Source organism: Ruegeria sp. BI7 (assembly GCF_056537925.1).
Genome location: NZ_JBQFSK010000002.1, coordinates 383953 through 407306, shown reverse-complemented (window position 1 = coordinate 407306; position 23354 = coordinate 383953). Strand labels below are relative to the sequence as shown.

The window sequence follows — 23354 nt, the reverse complement described above, 5'->3', positions numbered from 1 at the left end:
GGAGAAATCATGTCGGGTCATGGCTATGAATCTGGTCGTCTGAACCTGCCTTTTGTCGGCATCGCGACTTTTGGCAAAAAACCTTATGTCGAGAATTGGGATAAGATCGACGCTGATGTCGCCGTCCTTGGTGCACCTTTCGATTTCGGGTGTCAGTTTCGATCCGGTGCCCGGTTTGGGCCGCGCGCTGTGCGCGAAGCGTCAACCCTGTTCAGCTTTGGCCACGCCGGTGCCTATGACCACGAGGATGACGCAACCTATCTGGCCAGCGATGTGCGCATCGTCGATCTGGGCGATGCCGACATCATCCATACCAAGACCGAGGAAAGCCACGCCAACATCGAATTCGGTGTGAAGAAAATCCTCGATGCGGGCGCTCTGCCGGTGACTATCGGTGGAGATCACTCGATCAACATTCCGTGCATCCGCGCCTTTGAAGAAGATTGCGCAAAGAACGGACCAATCCATGTGATCCAGATCGATGCGCATCTGGACTTTGTCGACGAACGCAAAGGCGTCACCGATGGTCACGGCAACCCCATGCGTCGGGCAATCGAAAAAGACTATGTCTCGGGCATGACCCAACTGGGCATCCGCAACGTGTCCTCAACCGCGAAAGAAGGTTATGACGACGCGCGGGCGCGGGGTTCAGATATCCTATCGGTACGACAGGTGCGTAAACTGGGAACTGAGGGCGTTTTGGATCGTATCCCCAAAGGTGCGCGTTATTACGTCACCATAGATATCGACGCGTTCTGCCCGTCGATTGCGCCCGGAACAGGGACACCCAGCCACGGCGGGTTTCAGTACTATGATGTCCTGGAAATCGTTCAGGGGCTCAGTAAACGCGGTAATGTGGTTGGCATTGATCTGGTTGAGGTCGCCCCTGCCTATGACCAGACCGAAAGTACGCAGATTCTTGCGGCGCAACTGCTGCTGAACTTCCTCGGATTCATTTTCCACAACCGGCAATAAGGTCCCTCCCCGTCAGTCCGGCGTGCAGAAACCTTTCAACTACGCGCCGGGCTGCGAGCTTCCTTTCGCAGGTTTCCATCCAATGTCCCTACCCCAAATAGTCGCGCAGGCTGGGCGGTGGATTGTCCAAAAGGTCCCGGGTCGGCGCAGGAGGATGTGCCTGTTCGTTAGACACAAGAACCGTCTGACTGGTAATGCGGCGCGCGTCCTGCGGGTCGTGGCTGACCATAAGCAGGGTCGCTCCGGTTTCCGCCAGCAACCCAGCCACAAGATCAAGCATTTCATCCTTCAGTGCCGGCCCCAGCGCCGCAAACGGTTCGTCCAGCAGCAACATCTGACGACGCTGCACAAGAACCCGGGCTAATGCGACCCGGCTTTGCTGACCTCCAGACAGTTCGGCTGGCTTGCGATCACCCAGACCCGGCAGGGCAACCCGATCTAGTGCGGATTGGACCTGAGATTGCTCATCAACCGTCAACCGCCCGTTCGGGCGCAAGCCCAAAGCGATATTCTGTTCGACCGTCAGATGTGGGAATAGATTGCCATCCTGAAACAGCATCGCCAAAGGGCGCTTGCCAGGGGCGCGGTTGGATATAAGGTCTCCGTCCCAGAATACCTTTCCCTGTTTGAGGTCACGAAACCCGGCAATCGCCTCAAGCAGTGTCGACTTTCCCGCGCCAGACGGCCCAATAATGGCTACACTGGCACCGGTCTCGACGGCAAAATCAGCACGCAACGAAAATTTTCCGTTCTCGATTACGCAGCCTTTAAGTTTCAGCATGCAACCGCCCTCCGCGATCCAAAAGCCAGAATGCCCCCATCGACAGTAACAACAGCAACAGAGCTGCCCCGGCCGCTGCTTGCATCTGATACGCCCCCATCAACCGATAGATCTGCAAGGGCAAGGTCGCGATCTGTGGATCGGCGAACAGGGCAATAACTCCCAGATCTCCCATCGATAGCGCGGCTGACAAACCCGTGGCAAAGCGGATCTGTGGGCGCATGCGCGGCAACAGGACGCGGGCAAAGAATGTTTTCTTGTCCATGTCCAGCGACAGGGCAAGCCGTCCGTGTCGCGCCACCACGTCGCGGGCTGCCGGCACCAGAATGCGTAGCGCGAAGGGCAAGGCCATGACGGCATTCACCAACGCGGTTACCGGCAATGCCAGTGTTACTGGATTAGCGATGGGGCGGATCAGAATGAACATCCCGGTACCAATCACCAACGGTGAAGCCGCCAGTCCCAAAATACCGCTAAGCTCGACAATCCCGTAACGACCGGTTGCAACGGCCATGGCCATCGGCAGTGCAAGCATCAACAAAACAATCGTACTAGCAGTGGCAACCAGAACCGATATCACCGCCGCACGGAACACCAAGGCAGGCATTTCGAGCAACCCAGATAGGCCAGAGATCGCCACGGCAGCCAAAGGAAGAAGCAGAAACGCTGCCGCGAGCCCGATCCAGCACGCATCGACTGCAGGCGCGCCGCCATCCCATCGTTGTATCGCGCGATCCAATCCAGCGCCGAACCCGTCACCACGCGAAAACTTCAAAGCAGCTAGCGCGGCAGCAGCGGTCAAGGCCAGTTGCACCGCAGAAAGCAACGCCGCGCGGCCAAGGTCGAAATCGTAGGTAAAGGATTGATAGATCGCGAGTTCAAGTGTCGTTGCGCGGGGCCCTCCGCCAAGAGTCAACGCGACGGCAAAGCTAGTCAGGCAAATCGCAAAGATTACGGCCAGAACACTTGGCAGAATGCGCCTTAACATTGGCAGTTCGATCAGACGGAACATGGCAAAGCCGTCGCAACCCAATTGCGCGGCCAACCGAAATCTTTCTGCCGGAATTTCCTGCCACGCCTGCAGGATCAGCCGCGTGGCAAGTGGTAGGTTGAAAAATACATGGGCTAGAACCACCCCGTGCAACCCATAGATGCGCAGCGGCGGCAAACCAAACAGACCTAAAAAATCTGAAATCCAGCCGGCACGTCCGAAAACCTGCAACAACCCAAGGATCGCGACGATGACCGGCAGGATAAAGGGGGCGCCCAATAGGGCGATCAGGGCAGACCGCCCACGAAACCGACGCCGCGCCAGTGCCCGGGCGACCGGAATAGCCAGCCCGGCACTGAACAACGCAGACAACACCGCCTGAACCAGCGTAAAGCGCAGCGCCGCCCAATCGGCCGGACCCAACCCACCCGCTGTATCAGCGCGCAGGGCTACCGCGGCCAATGTGCCCAATATCAGCGCAGCAACCAGTGCCGCTGCGCCAACACCCGGCCAAGGGCTTACTGGCTGAGCGCGCCCAGCCATTCCGCAAGCGCCTGATCCCGCACGGCGGCGGCTTCATCCGGGGTATACAGCAAGGATTTCTCAGGCGTGATCAACGTGTCAAACCCTTCGGGCAGGCCAGCCGCAGGGGTCACTGCCGGATACATCCAGTTGGTGGTCGGGATGATCTGCTGGAAGGTGTCCGAGACCATGAATTCCAGAAATTGATCCGCCAGTTCGGGCTGATCGGTACCGGCCAGCTTCGCCGCAACTTCAACCTGCATATAGTGGCCCTCATCAAAGGCAGCCGCTGCTTTGCTGGCGTCATCCTCGGCGATCAAGTGATAAGCAGGCGATGTGGTGTAGCTGAGCACCATGTCCGCCTCACCCTCAAGAAACAGGCCATACGCCTCGGACCAACCTTTGGTCACGGTCACGATATTGTCGGCAAGCCCGGCCCAGATTTCGGGGGCTTCGTCTCCATAAGACGCTTTGACCCACAACAGCAGCCCCAGACCCGGAGTGGACGAACGCGGGTCTTGAATAATGATCTTGCTTTCACCCTCGGCCAGTTCACGGAAATTGGCAGGTGCCGCCGCATCTGCGTTATGGACAAAAGCAAAATAGCCCCAGTCATAAGGCGCGAACACGTCATCCGACCATTCAATCGGCAGGGTATAATCGGCGCTGACCGAGTTGGGAGCAAACAAGCCAGTTTCCTTGGCCGCTGCGATCAGGCCGGTGTCCAGCCCAAGCACCACATCGGCGTCCGTGTTTTCACCCTCAAGCCGAAGACGCGACAACAGTGCCGCGCCGTCTTCGACGCCCACGAGGTTCAGATCACAGTTGCATACTGCTTCGAAAGCTTCTTCTACTTTCGGGCCCGGACCCCAGTCCGAGACAAAGCTGTCATAGGTGTAAACGGTCAGCTGAGGTTTGTCGGCCGCGACAGCCGCTGTTGCGCTCAGAAGTCCCGCAGCAATCATCAGATGTTTCATGTCATCCTCCATTGCGGCGAGAGGGCAAGGGTGGATGAAACCGTTACCTTTCCCTCCGCCGGTTCTAGCCGGTTCAGGTTCTACGGGTTCGCCAAAAGCATCTCAGCGCGGCAGGCCACGCACCCCGAGGTGAGGTTGTCAGTAGGTTGGAACGGACGAAAAGACAACCGGGTTAAAGTGCTTTTTTTGGATGCTCAAATTGGCATCCGTTCAGTTGGATTGAGAGATGCGCAACATAAGCGCCCTGAGGAACAATCACCGTAGGAAAGGTTTTGAACTACGTTCCGGGTACTGGAACAATTTGCGTTTTTACCCTTGAGAATTTCAGAGGCCGAACCTCAAAACTGAGAGGACGGCCACCAATCTTTTAGGCCTGAAGGCTAACCATCTTACCTTTCGGTCCCAGCCGCGTTGGGACGATAAAAGTCGCGGTACCACTTAACAAACTCAGCCACACCATCTTCGACCGAAGTCCTTGGTTGATAACCGGTCAATTCCCTGAGCAGCGATGCATCGGCCCAAGTTGCGGGCACGTCACCGGGCTGCATTGGCATCATGTTTTTATTCGCCTTGATGCCAGTGGCCGTTTCGATGGCTTCAATAAACGCGGTCAGCTGTACCGCATCATTGTTGCCGATATTCACCACTCGATGGGGGGCGATCGGTGACAAACTGTCCCCTTCTCGAACATTGCCGTCTGCGGGGCGCACAGGGACGGCGTCCATCAGCAGGCGGATCGCCTCAACCAAATCTTCGACATAGGTAAAGTCGCGTTTCATGTCACCGTGATTATAGACATCGATCGCATTGCCCTCGAGGATCGCTTTGGTGAATTTGAACAGCGCCATGTCCGGGCGACCCCAAGGGCCATAGACGGTGAAAAACCGGAACATGGTGATCGGCAAATCGAACAGATGCGCATAGGAATGGGCCATGCTTTCGGTCGATTTCTTGGTGGCCGCGTAGAACGACATCTGATGATCGGCGCGTTGGGTTTCCTTATAGGGCATCTCGGTATTGGCGCCAAAGGCCGAAGAAGTCGAAGCCAACAGCATGTGTTTTGGCGGATGCGCCCGCGCCGCTTCCAGAATTTCGAAAGTCCCTATCACATTGCTTTCCAGATACGAGCGCGGATTCTCGATCGAATAGCGCACCCCAGCTTGGGCAGCGAGGTGAATGACATAGTCAAAACCATGTTCCCCGAACAGCTCCATCATCAGGCCGGGGGTTTCGACCTTGCCGATGACGGGCGAAAAATTCTTACCATTGGGTTCGCGCGCCAGCATGTCGTGGCGGGCCTTTTTCAACGACACATCATAATAATCGTTCAGAGAGTCCAACCCCACTACGTGGTACCCTTGGGCCAGCAGAAGCTTGCTCAGATGAAAGCCAATAAAACCGGCTGACCCGGTGATGAGAACGCTCTGCATAATGTTGCCCTTGTAAAAAACTTGGTATTTCGGGCCTTTTTAGTGCGAGATCAAGGGAAGATACCACCACAGTTATCGCAGAAAACGGTGTATTCTGCTGTGCCCTTTCGCCACCCGGGCGACGCGTAGCAATAATCTGCCATTGTATAGGATTGGCAGCAGCGGACGCCAAAGGTTGCCAGCATTAATCATGCGCATAATTGACGCGCATTTAAAATGGACCTATCTTAGGGTGAAGGGAGGCATATCTGATGAACGCCCAATCACGCAGACCAACCAACCTTTCGCTGGACAGCGCATTGTTGTCCGAAGCCAAAGCTTTGAAGGTCAACCTTTCCCGCGCAGCCGAAGAAGGTGTTCGTATAGCTGTTGCCGAGGCCAAAGCCGAGCAGTGGAAAGCAGAAAACGCGGAAGCCCTCAAAAGCTCAAACGCGTTTGTTGAGCAACACGGCCTGCCGCTGGACAGCTTCCGGCAATTCTGATGCCCAAATACGATGTTTTTCCGAATCCATCGGGTGATGGCTATCTTCTGGATGTGCAAACCGATCTGCTTGGGGACCTGAATACGCGGGTGGTCGCCCCGTTGATACCATTGGCCAAGGCCCCAAAGCCCGCGACCCGGCTTAATCCAGTGTTCGATATCCATGGCGAACAGGTTGTCATGGTCACCCAATTCATGGCCGCGGTTCCGGTGGGAATTCTCAAATCTCAGACCGCCAACCTGAATGAGGAAGCCGACCGGATCACGGTTGCCATAGACATGCTGATGCAGGGCTTCTGATATCTGTGGAGCGACCGAAGTCTTGTTGATCAGGGTTGACTGAACCCTCGGCTAGTTGTCCTGACCCAGCACCTTTATGGCACCCAGTAGACGAGCGATTTCCTGTTCGGTGTTGTAGTGGCAGAACGAGATGCGGATGCAATCCGACAGGCCCAGTGGCTTTAGGACGTTGCCGGAATAGTGGTCATCCTTACGGGTGTGGGTGCGGATGCCCTGCTGATTCAATATCTCCACCACATCTTCCGAGGCATGACCTTTGACCACGATTGAAACCAACCCTTCGCGCGCGGGATTGTCAGCCCCGGCCAGAATGGTGACGTGATCCATATCGCGCAGGCCAGGCAGATTTCCGGTCCCATTAATGGCGGCGTTGGTCAGGTGGGTCTCATAGGCATGGATAGCACGGCCAGCGGCCTCGATCCGTTTGCGCGGGTCGGTCTCGTCCGACACCTCTCCGCCCAGCCAGTCGAAATAGGACACCACGTCCGAGACGGTCGCATAAGACCCAGTGTCACGAGTGCCGAATTCCCAGCCCGTCGCAGGCGCGTCGATCAGCATGTCATGCGGGGTGTTGGTTAGCTTTTCAGAAATCCAGGCAATGCCATAACCATGGCGCGAAAACACCTTGTAGGGCGAGATCGCATAGCCATCAACATTGTAGGCATCCAGATCCAGTTGCCCGTGGGCGGCGTGCTGAATGCCATCGACGATGATCATGCAATCCGGTGCGACCGCGCGGATCGCGGAGGAAATCGCCGCCACGTCCATTCCCATGCCTGTCACCGGTGAGGCATGCAGGATTGTTGCCACCGCCACATCGGGTGTCATCAGCGCAGTGTAATCCTCGGGTGTGACCAGCCCGGTTTCGTCATTATGCGGCACAATTACGTAGTCCATTCCCGCAATCTCAGCCCAGCGGTGCGCAGCGCTGCGGGTGGCAGGGTGTTCTATGGACGACCCGATCACCTTGGACCCCTTGGGGGCGGCCAGACAGGCGGTGCGGATCATCCGGAACAGCAACTCTGTCCCGCTTTCACCGGCAAAGAACTGCCCGCCCGAGGCGTTCATGAATACCGCCAGGTCACCCTTGGCTTTGTTGATCACATTCTGTGTCCCCTGCCCCGCCGGGTTGATGCGCCCGGGGTTGTCTGGGATCGCAGCATAAAAAGCCGAGGTTTCGGTGACTGTTTTCAATGTCAGCGCACCGCCTGCGTTTTCGAAAAAAATACGCTCGCCCTGAAACGGGCAGCTTTCGACATGGTTAAACCGGTCGCGGATCGCATCGATGAGGGCTGGGTTGTTCTGGATCATGGGTCTGTCCTGTAGTTTTTCTAAGCGCGCGGGGTGCGATCAGAGTGTGAGGGGTCATTCAGGTGTCTGCCAGCTTTGCCTCTGTAACCCAAGGATTGTCGAGCAGATTGGCGGTCGTCTGGCGCGTTGGCGACATCAGACAGTCTGCCACCGCCATCAATATCTCGAGGGATTGCCAACGAGAGCGACGCCGATAATCATGCGAAGTCTTGCCGGATCGCCAAAAGAGTGAGTGCAATATCCCTTAAAAACCCACATAAAACAAATAATTTCAGGATTATTGGGTTGAAATTGTATGTTTTTGTGGAACTATAGGGAAGAATGATGTCAAAAAGCCGGAATCTGATGTTACAAGAAGACGACAGCCTGGAACTTCAGGATTGGATTGTTGACTTGCACAACGTGATGCAGTGTGCCGAGGGCTATCAGAGCGTCGGAAAAGCGGGAGATGTCCGAGATTCTAAAGGTGAAGCTCGACCGCCCGAAAGGAAGCTGGGCGCCACCATGGGGCACGGCTATGCGCAGATGTTGGACGTTGATACAAATTCAAGAAATGCGATCGAACTTAATTGCAATTCGGCTAGAGCCCGCATGACCTCTCCCAATTATTGCTGCCCTAGCCCCGCAATCCATCACTAGACAGGACGGAAATGGATGTTGAATCCAACAAGCTCACAAAATACCGAAATGGCTGATCTGGTAACGCATGCGATGGCGGTTGCCGACATAGCCAATACTGCGGCACGAGGGTATTTTCGCGGTAGGTTGGGTGTTGAATTCAAGTCGGATGAAAGCCCGGTTACACAGGCCGATAAAGGTGTTGAAACCCAGGTACGCACTTACCTAGAGCAGCATTTCCCGGATCATGGTATCTTTGGTGAAGAGCACGGGTTTGACGGGCAGAATTGTCGTGAAGTTTGGATCATTGACCCGATTGATGGCACAAGATCGTTCCTTTCGGGGCATCCGCTGTTCGGCTTCTTGCTGGGGCATCTGGTTAATGGCAAGCCGGATATCGGAGTGATCGGTATGCCTGCGTTGAATGAGGTGTTTGTAGGCGTTTCCGGTCAGGGCACGACTCTGAATGGCAATACCATCGCAACGTCAAAAAAGACGCGGTTGGATCAATCCATCCTGTTTGTGAACGAAGGCGACAAGATCTATCGCGATCATCCCGCTTTATTCGCGAAACTGATGCAATCCGGGCAGACCCGCCGGTTCGCCTATGACTGCTACCCGCATGCCCTGCTGGCAGCAGGGCATGTGGATGCAGTGATTGATTATGACTTGCAGCCTTATGACTTCTTGCCTGTTCTGGCCGTTGTTGAGGCCGCAGGCGGGGTGATGACCGATTGGAATGGCAAGCCCCTCGACCTGAACTCGGATGGTCGGGTGATCTCGGCCGCTACGCCTGAACTGCATGCAGAAATGCTGGATATGGTGAACGGTTAGGCTCATGGCGATTGTAAGCTTTCTCATCAACTTGGCCGGAGCGACAATGTTGTTGCTTTTTGCCGTGCGCATGGTGCGCACGGGGATTGAGCGCAGCTATGGGGCCTCGTTCCAGCGCGTTATGACGGGCCAGCGCAGTTATTTGCAGGCGTCGATGGTGGGGCTTTCGATGGCTATTGTGCTGCAAAGCTCGGCGGCGGTGGCATTGTTGACCTCGGGCTTTGCCGCTGGTGGGATGCTGGCATTTCCTGCGGGCCTTGCAATGGTACTGGGTGGCGATCTGGGGTCTGCGCTGATTATTCAGATTCTGTCGTTCAAGCTGGATTGGCTGGTGCCGCTTCTGTTGGCGATTGGCGGGTATCTGTTTGTCAAAACCGAGTCCAAGAAACCGCGGCAATTGGGCCGCATTCTGATGGGCATCGCATTCATCCTGATCTCATTGCGCTTTTTGCGTGAGGCAATGGACCCAATCCGCGACAGTGCTTTTCTGCCCGCCATCGCCGACTATCTGGCCCGCGACTATATCACCGCGTTTTTGGTGGGTGGTGCGCTGGCCTTTGTCATGCATTCCTCGGTCGCGGCGATCTTGATGTGCGTGACGCTTGTGCAAATCGGCGCAATTCCTTTTGCCGCCGGGTTGTCGCTGGTGTTGGGGGCTAACTTCGGCTCGGCCTTTATCCCGGTTTGGTTGACGCGGGGGATGGATTTATCAGCCCGGCGCATCCCCTTTGCCAATCTGGCCCTACGTGGCAGTTGGGCCGTTATTACCCTTTTCGCAGCCACCACAGCCCTGAGGGCGGGCGTTCTGGGCGATCTGCAAGGCGGGCAAATGCTGGTGAACGCGCATCTGGCCTTTAATGCCTCTTTGCTGGTTCTGGCGCTGCCATTCTGTGGACGCCTAAGCGCCCCGTTCGAGCGGCTGTTGCCAGATCCGAAAACATCAGAGGCTGCGCTGCAGCCGGGTCGTCCCACCAGCGCGTTGGAAATGCGCAATATCGGCAGCCCCAGCCAGGCCCTATCGAGCCTCAAACGGGAACTGCTCAGGATGAGCGATCTGGTTGAATCGATGTTCCGCCCATCGCTGGAACTGTACCGCAGTGGAGACAAGGAACAGATCCGTGCCGTCAGGGACATTGATGTCGAGGTGAACGAGTGCCTGTCTGGCGTCCGAAAATTCGTGGCAGCCATTCCGGCAGAGGATTTTGGAAAGCAGAATGCGAAAGTGGCGCGCGACTTGATGGAATACGCCATTCGCCTTGAAACTGCAGGCGACGTTGTCGCCAAACGTCTGACTGTGTTGGCTACCAGCATGCGCAAAAAAGGTGCATCATTCTCGAAAGAAGGTTGGGCAGAATTGGTCGAAATGCACGAGGGTATTTTAGCCAATCTCAAACTGGCCTCGAACGTGCTGATCTCGGATGATTTGGAAAGTGCCCGCCTGCTGAGCCTCGAAAAGACCGAAATCAAACGGGCCGAGCGTGACAGCCGCAAGCGTCACCTCAAACGGCTGCAGCATGGCAGCACGGAAAGTTTTGAGACCAGCGATATCCATCTTGAGACGTTGCGCGCGCTGCGTGAATTCAACAGTCACATCGCAGCTGTGGCCTATCCGATCCTTTATCGGAATGGCCAGTTGCTGGAAACACGCCTGATCGAAGAAATGCCCCGGACGCAAAAAGATTCAGATACAGAGGTGAAAGGATGATTGCGCCCGTAGAGGTACTGAACGAAGAAGGCCAGGGCAAAGTGGTCTTATTGTGCGAACACGCGAGCCATCGGATTCCATCAGACTACAGTGATCTGGGTCTGTCCGAAGCTGACCGGCTAAGCCACGCAGTCTGGGACCCGGGTGCGCGAAGCCTGGCGTTAAAGCTTTCGCAGGCTTTGGATGCGCCGGTCGTTGCCTCGACCGTGTCGCGCTTGGTTTATGATTGCAACCGCCCCCCGGAAGCCGCAAGCGCAATGCCTGAGAAATCTGAACAGATCATGGTCCCGGGGAATACAGGCCTGACGCAAGCGCAGCGCGATGCGCGTACGGCTGCGGTTTACGATCCGTTCTGCGCTGCTGTGTCTGAGGTTTTGAACAAGCGCCGGGCTGATACGGTGATCGTGACTGTGCATTCATTTACCCCGGTCTATTTCGGCCAACCGCGTGCGGTTGAGCTAGGTTTGTTGCATGATGAAGACAGTCGGCTTGTGGATGCGATGCTGAATTATGTGGATCGTATTCCGAACCGCCGAACCGAACGAAATGAGCCTTATGGTCCAACCGATGGGGTCACCCATTCGTTACGCCTGCATGCGCTCAACCGAAATTTGCCAAATGTAATGCTGGAAGTGCGCAACGACCTACTGCGTACCGATGAAGAGATTGCTGTCGCAGCAGAAGAGGTATTGACCCTGCTGTTACCGGCACTGAACGACATCGCGATTAAGGAGGATAAATCGTGAGCGGAACTTTCAACCTCGACGAACTGAAGGCGCGTGTGACTGCGGGCGATGTTGACACGGTTTTGGTATGTTTTGTTGACATGCAGGGACGTTTGATGGGCAAACGCTTTCATGCGGGTCACTTTGTTGCGGGTGCATGGGAAGAAACACATTGCTGCAACTATCTGCTGGCGACTGATTTGGAGATGGGTACGCCGGATGGCTATGCCTCGACCAGTTGGGAGCGGGGCTATGGCGATTACGTCATGAAGCCGGACCTCAGCACGCTGCGCCCTGTTCCGTGGCTGGAAGGCACTGTGATGGTGATGTGCGATGTGCTGGATCACCATACCCACGAAGCAGTGCCGCACGCGCCGCGCTCGATCCTGAAACAGCAGGTCAACCGTCTGAAGGCGATGGGCTATGACGCGATGTGCGCGACCGAACTTGAGTTCTTTCTGTTCGAGAAGAGCTTTGACCAGATCCGTAAGGAGGGCTTCCGCGATCTGGCTCCGATCTCGGGCTACAATGAGGATTACCACATCCTGCAGACCACCAAGGAAGAGCATGTGATGCGTCCGATCCGCAACCATCTGTGGAATGCGGGGATTCCGGTCGAGAATTCGAAAGGTGAGGCCGAGACCGGGCAGGAAGAGCTGAACATCAAATATGCGGCGGCAATGGAGACGGCCGAGTATCACTCGATCGCCAAGAATGCGGTGAAAGAAATTGCCTGGCAGCACGGCCATGCGGCGACCTTCCTGTCGAAATGGCATCATGACAAGGTGGGCAGCTCGTCCCATGTGCATCAGTCGCTGTGGAAGGATGGCCAGCCTGCGTTTTTTGATGCGGATGATGAACTGGGCATGTCAGCGCTGATGAAAAGCTATATGGCCGGTCTGCTGAAATACGCCGCTGATTACACCTATTTCATGGCACCCTACATCAACAGCTACAAGCGGTTCATGAAGGGCACCTTTGCGCCCACACGGATCATCTGGTCGGTGGATAACCGCACCGCCGGGTACCGCCTGTGCGGCGATGGCACCAAGGCGGTGCGGGTCGAATGCCGCATTCCGGGCTCGGACATGAACCCGTATCTGGCGATGGCCGGGATGCTGGCCGCCGGAATTGCAGGGATCGAGGAAGGGCTGGAGCTGCAGCCGCCCACCCAAGGCGATGTCTATCAGGGCAACACTGGCATGATCCCGGGTACGTTGAAGGATGCACGAAACGCCCTGCATGGGTCGGCCATGTTGCGCGCGGCCATGGGGGATGAGGTGGTCGATCACTATATCCGCGCGGCAGAGGTCGAGATCGAGGAATTCGAGCGCGTGGTAACCGATTGGGAAGTTGCCCGCGGGTTCGAGCGGGCGTGAGCTTGGGCCAGGCTGGGGGCTCTGCCCCCAGACCCCCGAGGTATTTTTGGCCAGATGAAGCAGGGGATCCTGCCGTCTTTCGAAATGGAGTGGTTATGGGGCAGATGTTGAAATGTGTCTCACCGATTGATGGATCGGTTTTTGCGGAACGCGAGGTTCTGTCGCGGGACGCCGCCTTTGCGGCGGCTGAGCGCGCACGTGCCGCGCAGGCGAACTGGGCGGCGCGGCCGTTGCAAGAGCGTATCGATCGTGTGATGGCGGGCGTGGCGGCTGTTGGTGCGATGAATGATGAGATCGTTCCCGAGCTGGCTCATATGATGGGCCGCCCAGTGCGCTATGGCGGTGAGTTTGGTGGCTTTAAGGAGCGCGCCAGCCATATGGCCGGGATCGCCGAGGCGTCGTTGGCGGATATCGCGGTGGGCGAGGATGAGACCTTCAAACGCTATATCAAGCGCATCCCGCATGGGGTGGTGTTTGTGGTGGCGCCCTGGAACTACCCTTACATGACGGCAATCAATACGGTGGCCCCGGCGCTGATCGCGGGCAACACGGTGATCCTGAAACACGCCACCCAGACCCTGCTGGTGGGTGAGCGGATGGCACAGGCCTTCCATGCAGCTGGCGTGCCGACAGATGTGTTCCAGAACGTGTTCCTCAGCCATGACGTGACAAATGACCTGATCGCGGGCAATGCGTTCGACTTTGTGAACTTCACCGGCTCGGTCGGCGGTGGTCAGGCGATGGAGCGCGCGGCGGCGGGCACCTTTACCGGTGTGGGCACCGAACTGGGCGGCAAGGACCCCGGCTATGTGATGGAGGATGCCGATCTGGATGCCGCCGTGGATACGCTGATCGACGGGGCGATGTTCAACGCCGGACAGTGTTGCTGCGGGATCGAGCGGATTTACGTGCATGAAGCCCTCTATGACGACTTTGTCGCCAAGGCGGTGGAAATCGTGAAGGGTTACAAGCTGGGCAATCCGCTGGACAGCGATATGACGATTGGCCCGATGGCCAATGTGCGCTTTGCTGATGAGGTGCGCGCGCAGATCGCCGAGGCGGTCGCCGATGGCGCGGTGGCCCATATCGACACCTTCGCTGAGGATGACGGTGGTGCTTATCTGACCCCGCAGATCCTGACCAATGTGACCCATGATATGCGCGTGATGCGGGATGAAAGCTTTGGCCCCGTGGTGGGCATCATGAAGGTCTCATCCGACGAAGAAGCGATTGCGCTGATGAATGACAGCGAATTTGGCCTGACCGCCAGCCTGTGGACCCGCGATGTGGATCGCGCGGCCCGTGTGGGCGATCAGATCGAGACCGGCACCGTATTCATGAACCGGGCCGATTATCTGGACCCTGGCCTGTGCTGGACCGGCTGCAAGAATACCGGGCGGGGCGGTGGCCTGTCTGTCATCGGCTATCACAACCTGACCCGTCCCAAATCCTACCATCTGAAGAAGGTGACATCATGAGCCTTGTTGGAAACTGGTCTTACCCGACCGCGATCAAATTCGGTGCTGGGCGCATCAAAGAATTGCCCGAGGCCTGTGCCACAGCGGGGATGAAAAAGCCCTTGCTGGTCACCGACAAAGGGCTGGCCGAACTGCCGATCACCACGGCGACGTTGGACATCATGGAGGCCGCCGGTCTGGGCCGGGGTCTGTTCAGCGACGTTGACCCGAACCCGAATGAAAAGAACCTTGAAGCCGGGGTTGCCGCCTATAACGCTGGTGGTCATGACGGGGTGATTGCGTTCGGCGGTGGCTCAGGGCTGGATCTGGGCAAGATGGTGGCCTTCATGGCCGGTCAGACGCGTCCGGTCTGGGATTTTGAAGACATCGACGATTGGTGGACCCGCGCCGATGCGGATGTTATCGCCCCGATCATCGCGGTGCCAACCACCGCCGGAACAGGGTCTGAGGTTGGGCGCGCCAGCGTCATCACCAACTCTGAGACGCATGCCAAGAAGATCATCTTCCACCCCAAGGTTCTGCCGAGCGTGGTGATCTGCGACCCAGAACTGACCGTGGGCATGCCCAAATTTATCACCGCAGGCACCGGTCTGGATGCCTTTGCCCACTGTGTCGAGGCATTCTCAAGCCCGCATTACCATCCGATGAGCCAGGGCATCGCGCTGGAAGGCATGCGGTTGGTCAAAGAGTATCTGCCGCGCGCCTATGCCGATGGCACCGATCTCGAGGCCCGCGCGCATATGATGAGCGCAGCCTCGATGGGTGCCACCGGATTCCAGAAAGGTCTGGGCGCGATCCACGCCATGAGCCACCCCATCGGGGCGGTGTTCAACACCCATCACGGCACTACCAACGCGGTCTGCATGCCCGGCGTGCTGGAGTTTAACGCCCCTGCCATTGCCGACCGGTTCCAGATGGCAGCCGATTATCTGGGCATCGACGGCGGCTTTGACGGCTTCCGCGCCTTTGTGCAGACCTTCAACGACGATTTGGGTATTCCGCGCAAACTGTCTGACTTGGGCGTGACCGAGGCCGCAATCCCTGAACTGGTCCAAGGCGCAATCATCGACCCATCATGCGGTGGGAATCCCGTTGAGCTGACTGAAAGAAATCTAAAAACACTGTTCGAAGCAGCGTTGTGAAAGCAAGGGCCTCGGCGGACACTCTGCCGGGGCCAGAATTTATAATCACCAGTGGTGTTTCACAGGGTGAAGCCGGTAGGTCTTACCGGATAAAAGCAGTCAAGTGTTCATATATTAGTAGACCAGACGCGTTTCAGCTGATGACCGGATTTATTGGAAAATATAAATAAATCCCCGCAATTCAAATATTGTCACAAAACATTCACAATTTTTGTGGATTTTTAAGTGAAACTATGTTGGGCTTAAAAAATGGATCACGATAGCGATAATATCCCTCATCGGGGCCGTGAACTTCTAGATGTCCTGGCAAGGTTGGGGGGCTCGGCGCGCAATACCCAGATTGCGCAGGTTATGGACGTTTCTGAGGAAACTGTTCGTCGACTGGTCAAAGCGCTGGCGCAAAAAAACATGGTTGAGAGGGTGCATGGGGGAACCTATCTTTCCCGGGCGCAGGACACGCCGATGTTTTCCGGGGCGTTGGAGCAAAACGCCGAAGAAAAGACGCTTATTGCCAACAAGGTCAGCCAAATGATCGAAGACGGCATGGTGCTGTTCATTACGGTGGGCTCGACGACCACCCATGTTGCCGAGCAGCTGCGCGATCTGAAGAACCTAACCGTGGTCAGCAACTCGCTATCGGTTGTCGCCTCACTGGCTGATCACAACGGAACGCGAGCAATCCTTGCCGGTGGTGAGGTTATTCGGTCCGAACGCGGCAGTTTTGGTCGTGCGGCCGAGGAACTGGCCTGCCAATACAGTTATGATGCGGTGATTTGCGGTGCGGATGCCATATCGCTTTCCGGCGGCGTGTTGGCTTCAAACCCGCTGGAGGCTGAGTTGACGCGCGCGTTGCTTAAAAATACGCGGCGCATGATTGTCGCAACCGATCACACGAAATTCGGGGAACAAGCGACCAATGTATCCTGCCGATTTGACCAGGTGACCGATTTGGTGACCGACATACCCCCGTCTGAAACTTTCGCCACGGCTTTGAAGGATGCGGGGGTTACAGTCCATGTCGCTGCGCTGCGTGGCAAAAAAAAGAAAAAGAAGAAGAGAACCGACGTTGCTGCAGTCAACTAATCGGTTTCACAAACAAATAAAAAATGAAACTGACGTTACCGTAGGGAGAAAACATGAAACAGCTTCTGATGTCAGGTGTGGCCTTGGTCACTCTGGGGGGAACTGCCTGGGCGAACTGTCCGGCAGCGACAGTTGCAGATATGCAGGGCCTATCTGATGGTGCTTATCCGCAGCAATTTGATCTGGCAGAGTTTCAGTCGGCCGCGGGCTGTACGCTGAGCTTTGCAGAAAACCCAGCCATTGCAGATCTAAATGGTAAAATCCGCGGCAATGGCGACCTGCCTGCGGTGGCGGATCGTCTGCCGGCCGAGCCTTTGGTCATCGTGCCATATGACTCGATCGGTCAGTATGGTGGGGTTCTGGATGCGCTGTCCAACGCCACCGAAAGCGGCACGTCAGACTTCCTGTCTGTACGTCACGTGAACCTGTTCCGGTATTCCGACGATCTTCAGACCTTGGTGCCCAATGTGGCCAAGTCCTGGGAATGGAACGATGATTTCACTCAACTGACCGTGCATCTGCGCGAAGGTCACAAGTGGTCGGATGGGGCGCCGTTCACCGCGGCGGATGTCGTGTTCTGGTATGACAACCTGATGATGGACACCAATGTCATCGCCGAAGCCAAGGATTATGCTTTGGCAGGCGGTGAACCCATGAAGGTCGAGGCGCTGGATGATACCACGGTGCAGTTCACCCTGGTCGCACCCAAACCGGGCCTGACCGAGACGTTTTCGTTCACCTATGTGCAGCCATACCAGCCCAAACATTTCTTCGAAAAGTTCCACCCGGCGTTGGATGAAAATGCGGACGCCAACGCACAAGCGCTTGGGTATGAAAACGGTTATGAGCTGATCAAGGCCTACTACGGTAATTCGGACTGGATGGATACGCCGTCACCAATGCTGACGGCAGGTGACAAGCTGGCGGATCTGCCCAAGGATGCTATGCCGACCCTTGAAAGCCATATTCTTGTGAAGGAAAGCACCGAAGGGCGCCACTATGTCGCCAACCCCTACTTCTTCCAGGTCGACACACAGGGTAACCAGCTGCCCTATATCTCGGAAATGGATGAAACATATGTCCCGGATGAAGAGGTGCGTAACCTCAAGCTATTGAACGGCGAGGTGGATTACAAATCTCAGGGTGTGAACCTGACATCTGCTCCGGTTCTTTTGGAGGGTCAGGAAAGCGGCAACTACACGTTGGAAGTGAAGCCCGCGATCGGTTATCCGGTGCTGACGTTCAACGTGACCGCCGAGGATGAGGCCAAACGCGCGCTCTTCAACGACATCCGTTTCAGAACGGCCATGTCGGTTGCGATGGACCGCAATCAGCTGAACGAAGTTACCGCTTTTGGACTGGGTGAGCCGACACAGTATATCGGGTTCTCACCGCGCCCGGACTTCATTGATGCCAAATGGTCAGAGTACGAGGCTGGTTTTGATCAGGACCGCGCCAATGCTCTGCTGGATGAGGTCGGCCTTGTTGACCAAAACGGCGATGGTTTCCGTGATCTGCCAAACGGTGACCCGCTTGTGCTGGACTGGCAGTTCTCGACGCAGTCAGCCTCTGCTCAACTGGTGGAACTCATCGCTCAGAACTGGAAAGACGTGGGCGTCAACACCGCGATCAAAGAGGTTACTTCTGATGAGTTCCGCGCGGCGCAATCGGCCAATACGTTGGATATGGGTATGTGGCTCAAGAGCCAGCCTGCCGGTTCGGTTCTGGGCGATGGCGAAATCTGGGTTCCCCCGTTTGACGGGTACTTCGATGTTCGCACCGGGATGCTCTGGGCGGAATACATCAGCTCGAACGGTGAAAACGGTGTCGAGCCGCCCGCTTGGGTTGCCGATCTGAAAGCCGCTCTGGATACTTATCAATCCAGCGCACCTGGATCGGACGCATCCATTGCTGCTGCTCAGAAAATGGTTGAGATAATGACCAGCGAACTGCTGTTCATTGGTACGGTCAACTCGCCGGCACCGATCTACCACTCGAACAATCTGCAGAACTTCACCGAGTTCAAGACGCAGTCGTACGAGTTCTATCGGACCTATCCGTATCGCCCTGCTCAGTGGTGGTTGTCCGAGTAATCCGATCCTTGATCTGAGATGACGGAATGGGGCGTTCGCGCCCCGTTCCAAATGCTAGCCAGGAACAAAGACATGCTCCAATTCGCTCGCTTTGCCGCCACGCGTGCGGTGATGGCTGTGGTCACACTTGTTTTGGTATCACTCATCGTGTTCACGCTGATGGAGCTTGTGCCGGGCGATTGTGCCGAACGCTATCTTGCCTATAAAAATACCCAAGGCTCAGCCATCACACTGGCGGATATCGAGGCCGAACGGGCACGACTAGGGCTTGATCGCCCGTTCCTGACACGCTGGGCCAGTTGGCTGAGCGGTGCGTTCCGGGGCGACTTCGGTGAAAGCTGTATCCTGCGCGTGAATATCGCGCAGCTTTTGGGCGATAAGTTCTGGATTTCACTATGGATCTGCCTTGGCTCGTTGACGCTGGCCTATATGATCGCGCTGCCCGTGGGCATTATCTCGGCGGCTTCCAAGAACGCATTCCTCAACAATTCTCTGCGCCTGATCAGCTATCTGGGTCTGGCCATGCCCAACTTTCTGCTGGCACTGATGGTGATGCTGTTTTCCACCATCTATTTCGGCGAGACACTCACCGGCTTGTTCAGCCCAGAATATCGCGAGGCCCCTTGGTCATGGGCCAAATTCGTGGACCTGCTGAAACATGCCTGGTTGCCTATTTTCATTCTGGGCTGGTCCGCGACTGCCTTTGCGTTGCAGACCGTGCGCGCATTGATGTCGGATGAAATCGGCAAGCTTTACGTAACCGCAGCTGCGGCGCGTGGGATTTATGGCCCGCGTTTGTTGTGGCGCTATCCCGCCCGTCATGCGCTTGGGCCAATTGTCAACTCGCTGGGATTTGACCTGAACCGCATCTTCAACGAGCTGCCCATTGTCGCCCTGATCCTGACACTGACCGAGGCAGGGTCGCTGCTGCTGGAGGCTCTGGCACGGTCGAACGACCAACAACTGGCAGGCGCCATCATCTTCCTGCTAACAGCCGCCATCGTCACACTCAATTTCGCCACGGATATCCTGTTGGCCGTGATTGATCCGCGTGTGCGCAAGAGCATTCTGAGGTAAGATCCATGTCTGCAAAAACCTCCACGAAAATCGACGATCAGAAGGCCAAGGAAGCGTATTTCACGGCGTCGCAAAGACAGCTGATCTGGGCCAGGTTCAAAAAGCAGCGCGCGGCGATGATCGCGGCCACCGTTTTGGTTGTTCTGATCCTGTCGGGCCTCTTTGCGCCGTTTTTGTCGCCATACGATCCAACGGTCGCAGGACGGGACAAGGATTACCTGAACGGGGCCCCTCAGATACCGAAATTCTGCGACAAGAACGGCTGTTCGATCCGCCCGTTTCTGCACACGGTGACGCGCGAGCGGTCGATTGCCACTAACTTTCGCTGGGTCGAAAAGATAAACGAGGATGAACGCCGCTACATGCAGTTTTTCGTCCAAGGCGACAGCTACAAACTGTTTGGGTTCATTCCGGGCAACATCCATCTGTTTGGCATGGATCAGGGCTATGTCCATCTTTTCGGCACTGACAGCGCAGGAAAAGACATCTTTTCACGCACACTGCACGCGGTCTGGACGTCACTTCAGGTGGGCACGTTAGGCGTGGTGATCTCGTTCGTGTTGGCTTTGATAATTGGTGGCGTGGCTGGATATTATGGCGGGGCCATAGACAGTGTGATCCAGATGATCACCGACGCGGTCAGGACAGTACCGTCTATCCCCCTTTTCATGGCCATCGCCGCCTTTATTCCACCCGAATGGTCGGCTGAAACCCGATTTTTCGTCATAACCCTGATCCTCGGGCTGGTGGGATGGCCAACCTTGGCCCGACGGGTACGGACCCATCTGCTGACCGAGCGTAATCAGGAATACGTTCTGGCCGCGCAATTGTGCGGGGCACCCGCCGGTCACGTCATCAGGCGGCATCTTCTGCCAAGCTTTACCAGCTATATCATCGTCGACTTGGTCATATCGTTCCCCTACGTGGTCCTGTCGGAAACGGCGCTCAGCTTTATTGGGCTGGGCCTCAAGGACCCGGTGAACTCATTGGGTGTTATGTTGCAGAACGTGACCAAAGCGGATGTGTTGTTGAATTATCATTGGTACTTCATCCCGGTCCTCTTCTTCATCGCGCTTGTCATGGCCTTTGTCTTTGTGGGCGACGGGTTGCGTGATGCCGCCGATCCCTATTCGGAGACCCGTAAATGAGTCTGATCGACGTCGAAAATCTGACGCTGCAATTCAAGACCGACGAAGGGCTGATCACCGCGGTCGACAACGTGTCATTTTCGCTGGCACCGGGCGAGGTCATGGGCCTTGTGGGTGAAAGTGGCTCGGGCAAATCCGTGACCGCGAAATCGCTGATGAAGCTTAATCCGGGCAATGCAGTCTACGCACCGGAAAGCCGTATCACGCTTCATCTGGACAGCGGACCGGTGGATGTCCTTGCCTTGCAGCGCCCGCGAGATATGGAAGTTGTGCGTGGCGGGGCGATTAGCATGATCTTTCAGGAACCGATGGCCAGTTTCGCACCTGCAATGACAATCGGCAGCCAGATGGTCGAGCAGCTGTTGATTCACACGGATATGTCCAAAAAACAGGCCCGTGAACTGTCGATCGAGATGCTGGACCGCGTCGGTATTTCCGATGCGTCCACTCGGTTTGGCCAATACGCATTTGAAATGTCGGGTGGCATGCGTCAGCGGGCGATGATTGCCATGGCGTTATCGACCAAACCAAAGCTTTTGATCGCGGACGAGCCCACCACGGCGCTGGACGTAACGATACAGGCTCAGGTTATCGACCTGATGAAGGATCTGGTGGATGAATTCGGGATGGGCATCATCTTTATCACCCATGACCTTGGGGTGGTCGCACAGACAGCCGACAAGGTGGCGGTGATGTATTTGGGCAAGATGATCGAACAAGGCCCGGTCCGCGAGGTGATCCGCAACCCCTATCACCCATATACCCAAGGGCTGATCGACGCGCTGCCACAGCTGGACGATCTGGACAAGCCATTGATGCCGGTCCCAGGCGATATCCCTTCGCCGCTGGAACGGCCTGAAGGCTGCGTTTTCCATACCCGTTGCAGCAAAATCGTTGGCGATGTCTGTAAAACGATTGTGCCGGGCTGGTCGGACACTGGTGAAAACCATCGCACAGCCTGCCACCTTTGTGACGAGAGACAATCCGCATGAGCAACGACAATCTGATCGAAACCCAGGACCTGTCGGTTGGATTCCCTGTCGGCGGGAAGATTTTCAACAAGCGTACCCTGATGGCGGTCAACGAAGTTTCGCTGTCGATCCCCCGCGGGTCCTTTTTCGGTGTGGTAGGTGAGAGCGGTTCAGGTAAGACAACCTTTGGCCGCGCCCTGCTGAATGCGGCACCCATCACCGGTGGCACCGCCCATTATGATGATGGAGAGGTCAGCTATGATCTGGGCAATTTGGCCGGGGCCGACCTGAAGGAATACCGCCGCCGTGCACAGCTGATCTTTCAAGACCCGTATGCTGCGTTGTCTCCGCGTATGACCGTTCGCGACATCATTGCCGAACCTCTGGAAGTTATGGGTCTGTGCGACTCGCGCGAAGAGGTGGACGAGCGTGTGCGCGAAATCGCCAGCTTGTGTCGGCTGAACCTGGAACATTTGCGCCGGTTTCCACATGCTTTTTCTGGCGGTCAGCGTCAGCGGATTTCCATTGCCCGCGCTCTGGTGTCCAAACCCCGGTTTGTGGTGGCAGACGAAAGCGTCGCGGCACTGGATGTGTCAATTCAGGCCGACATCCTGAACCTGTTAAAGTCGCTTCAGGATGAGATGGGGCTGACTTATCTGTTCATCAGTCATGACCTGTCGGTGGTGGCCCATACCTGCGATCATGTCGCCGTGATGTATCTGGGGCAGATCATGGAAAGCGCGCCAACGCGCCAGCTGTTCCAATCGCCGCGTCACCCATACACCAAAGCACTGTTTTCAGCGATCCCGTCTCTGGACCCGGATGATCGCGGCAAAGCGCAGAAACTTGAAGGTGAGATCCCGTCGCCAACCAATCGCCCCAGTGGTTGTCAGTTTCACACACGTTGTCCTTTTGCCACTGACCTGTGCAAGCGGGAAGAGCCGCATTTGGAGACCTGCGAGGCTGGACACGCAGTAAGCTGCCACAGATGGCGTGAATTGCAGTTGGCGGGTTAATCCGGGTCAAAGTGTTGGTTGCCGTCAAATTGGTTCAACGCCTTTGAGGCAATAGAGGCAACTGACGAGCAATGTGACTTGGGGAGACACTGAAAGCTTTTTTGTTTAACCGAATACGGCTTCTCGCGAACACGCATCGGTACTTCAAGAAAACTCACAATCCACCTGTTTCCACGGGGCGTATGTTCAGGCGGCAAAAAGTATCTTGGTCCCACGAAAGCCGTTGCACTTCACACTTCTTGGCGCAATGAGAAGGATTGGGTATTTCCAGCACCAAAATCCCGGTCAAAAGGCTTTTCGCCTAGCCGGTATTACGG

General features: G+C 56.3%; 20 protein-coding genes and 1 riboswitch. Of the genes, 15 read left to right on the top strand and 5 right to left on the bottom strand.

Going from position 1 to position 23354, the window contains the following annotated elements:
* Positions 1-9 precede the first annotated feature (9 nt).
* Positions 10-975, top strand: coding sequence for an agmatinase (gene speB / locus ACR0JB_RS09395; protein WP_170395229.1), 966 nt, complete (start codon positions 10-12; stop codon positions 973-975).
* A gap of 88 nt (positions 976-1063) precedes the next feature.
* On the opposite strand, the gene ACR0JB_RS09390 is transcribed toward speB, so the two are convergent.
* The 4 genes from ACR0JB_RS09390 to ACR0JB_RS09375 all read right to left on the bottom strand — a co-directional run bounded on the left by ACR0JB_RS09390 (position 1064) and on the right by ACR0JB_RS09375 (position 5676).
* Complete coding sequence (locus ACR0JB_RS09390; RefSeq protein WP_170395227.1) at positions 1064-1756, bottom strand: thiamine ABC transporter ATP-binding protein; 693 nt, start codon at positions 1754-1756, stop codon at positions 1064-1066.
* Positions 1743-3290 (bottom strand): ABC transporter permease family protein, encoded by a 1548-nt coding sequence (locus tag ACR0JB_RS09385; protein WP_480789864.1) that lies wholly within the window; start codon positions 3288-3290, stop codon positions 1743-1745. The genes ACR0JB_RS09390 and ACR0JB_RS09385 overlap by 14 nt, the downstream gene beginning before the upstream one ends.
* Positions 3266-4246 carry a thiamine ABC transporter substrate binding subunit gene (thiB, locus tag ACR0JB_RS09380; protein WP_170395223.1) on the bottom strand — a complete coding sequence of 327 codons (981 nt, stop codon included), beginning with the start codon at positions 4244-4246 and terminating at the stop codon, positions 3266-3268. The genes ACR0JB_RS09385 and thiB overlap by 25 nt, the downstream gene beginning before the upstream one ends.
* 32 nt (positions 4247-4278) lie before the next feature.
* Positions 4279-4383: riboswitch (TPP riboswitch) on the bottom strand.
* A gap of 252 nt (positions 4384-4635) precedes the next feature.
* The gene (locus ACR0JB_RS09375) at positions 4636-5676 is read right to left on the bottom strand and encodes a GDP-mannose 4,6-dehydratase (protein ID WP_170395221.1); all 1041 of its coding nucleotides are present in this window, start codon (positions 5674-5676) and stop codon (positions 4636-4638) included.
* Positions 5677-5927: 251 nt separating this feature from the next.
* Here ACR0JB_RS09375 and ACR0JB_RS09370 point away from each other — a divergent pair, with 251 nt between their 5' ends.
* Both ACR0JB_RS09370 and ACR0JB_RS09365 read left to right on the top strand, forming a co-directional pair.
* Positions 5928-6158 (top strand): type II toxin-antitoxin system CcdA family antitoxin, encoded by a 231-nt coding sequence (locus tag ACR0JB_RS09370; protein WP_170395219.1) that lies wholly within the window; start codon positions 5928-5930, stop codon positions 6156-6158.
* The gene (locus ACR0JB_RS09365; protein WP_170351152.1) at positions 6158-6457 is read left to right on the top strand and encodes a CcdB family protein; all 300 of its coding nucleotides are present in this window, start codon (positions 6158-6160) and stop codon (positions 6455-6457) included. The genes ACR0JB_RS09370 and ACR0JB_RS09365 overlap by 1 nt, the downstream gene beginning before the upstream one ends.
* Positions 6458-6508: 51 nt before the next feature.
* Here the strand turns inward: ACR0JB_RS09365 and ACR0JB_RS09360 are convergent, their stop codons facing one another.
* Positions 6509-7768, bottom strand: coding sequence for an aminotransferase class V-fold PLP-dependent enzyme (locus ACR0JB_RS09360; RefSeq protein WP_480789863.1), 1260 nt, complete (start codon positions 7766-7768; stop codon positions 6509-6511).
* A 687-nt stretch (positions 7769-8455) separates the two neighbouring features.
* Here ACR0JB_RS09360 and ACR0JB_RS09355 point away from each other — a divergent pair.
* From ACR0JB_RS09355 to ACR0JB_RS09300, 12 genes are all read left to right on the top strand, one after another.
* Positions 8456-9220, top strand: a complete 765-nt coding sequence (locus tag ACR0JB_RS09355; protein ID WP_254437356.1) for an inositol monophosphatase family protein — start codon at positions 8456-8458, stop codon at positions 9218-9220.
* A 4-nt stretch (positions 9221-9224) separates the two neighbouring features.
* On the top strand, positions 9225-10925 hold the full coding sequence (locus ACR0JB_RS09350; RefSeq protein ID WP_170351155.1) for a Na/Pi cotransporter family protein: 1701 nt from the start codon (positions 9225-9227) through the stop codon (positions 10923-10925).
* Positions 10922-11671, top strand: coding sequence for an N-formylglutamate amidohydrolase (locus tag ACR0JB_RS09345; protein WP_170395207.1), 750 nt, complete (start codon positions 10922-10924; stop codon positions 11669-11671). Before ACR0JB_RS09350 ends, ACR0JB_RS09345 begins: the two co-directional genes overlap by 4 nt.
* A gap of 80 nt (positions 11672-11751) precedes the next feature.
* Positions 11752-13029, top strand: a complete 1278-nt coding sequence (locus ACR0JB_RS09340) for a glutamine synthetase family protein (RefSeq protein ID WP_480789866.1) — start codon at positions 11752-11754, stop codon at positions 13027-13029.
* Positions 13030-13124: 95 nt separating this feature from the next.
* Positions 13125-14507, top strand: a complete 1383-nt coding sequence (locus ACR0JB_RS09335) for an aldehyde dehydrogenase family protein (protein ID WP_480789862.1) — start codon at positions 13125-13127, stop codon at positions 14505-14507.
* Positions 14504-15649 carry an iron-containing alcohol dehydrogenase gene (locus ACR0JB_RS09330; protein ID WP_170505863.1) on the top strand — a complete coding sequence of 382 codons (1146 nt, stop codon included), beginning with the start codon at positions 14504-14506 and terminating at the stop codon, positions 15647-15649. The genes ACR0JB_RS09335 and ACR0JB_RS09330 overlap by 4 nt, the downstream gene beginning before the upstream one ends.
* A 249-nt stretch (positions 15650-15898) precedes the next feature.
* Positions 15899-16732: a DeoR/GlpR family DNA-binding transcription regulator gene (locus tag ACR0JB_RS09325; RefSeq protein WP_170505866.1), complete on the top strand. Its 834-nt coding sequence runs from the start codon at positions 15899-15901 to the stop codon at positions 16730-16732.
* Between the two features lie 53 nt (positions 16733-16785).
* On the top strand, positions 16786-18825 hold the full coding sequence (locus tag ACR0JB_RS09320; protein ID WP_170395192.1) for an ABC transporter substrate-binding protein: 2040 nt from the start codon (positions 16786-16788) through the stop codon (positions 18823-18825).
* A gap of 72 nt (positions 18826-18897) precedes the next feature.
* Positions 18898-19902 (top strand): ABC transporter permease, encoded by a 1005-nt coding sequence (locus tag ACR0JB_RS09315; RefSeq protein WP_170351162.1) that lies wholly within the window; start codon positions 18898-18900, stop codon positions 19900-19902.
* Between the two features lie 5 nt (positions 19903-19907).
* Positions 19908-21050, top strand: coding sequence for an ABC transporter permease (locus ACR0JB_RS09310; protein WP_480644417.1), 1143 nt, complete (start codon positions 19908-19910; stop codon positions 21048-21050).
* Entirely contained in the window at positions 21047-22042 is a 996-nt protein-coding gene (locus tag ACR0JB_RS09305; protein ID WP_170351164.1) for an ABC transporter ATP-binding protein, read from the top strand. The genes ACR0JB_RS09310 and ACR0JB_RS09305 overlap by 4 nt, the downstream gene beginning before the upstream one ends.
* The gene (locus tag ACR0JB_RS09300) at positions 22039-23037 is read left to right on the top strand and encodes an ABC transporter ATP-binding protein (RefSeq protein WP_170395189.1); all 999 of its coding nucleotides are present in this window, start codon (positions 22039-22041) and stop codon (positions 23035-23037) included. Before ACR0JB_RS09305 ends, ACR0JB_RS09300 begins: the two co-directional genes overlap by 4 nt.
* Positions 23038-23354 lie beyond the last annotated feature (317 nt).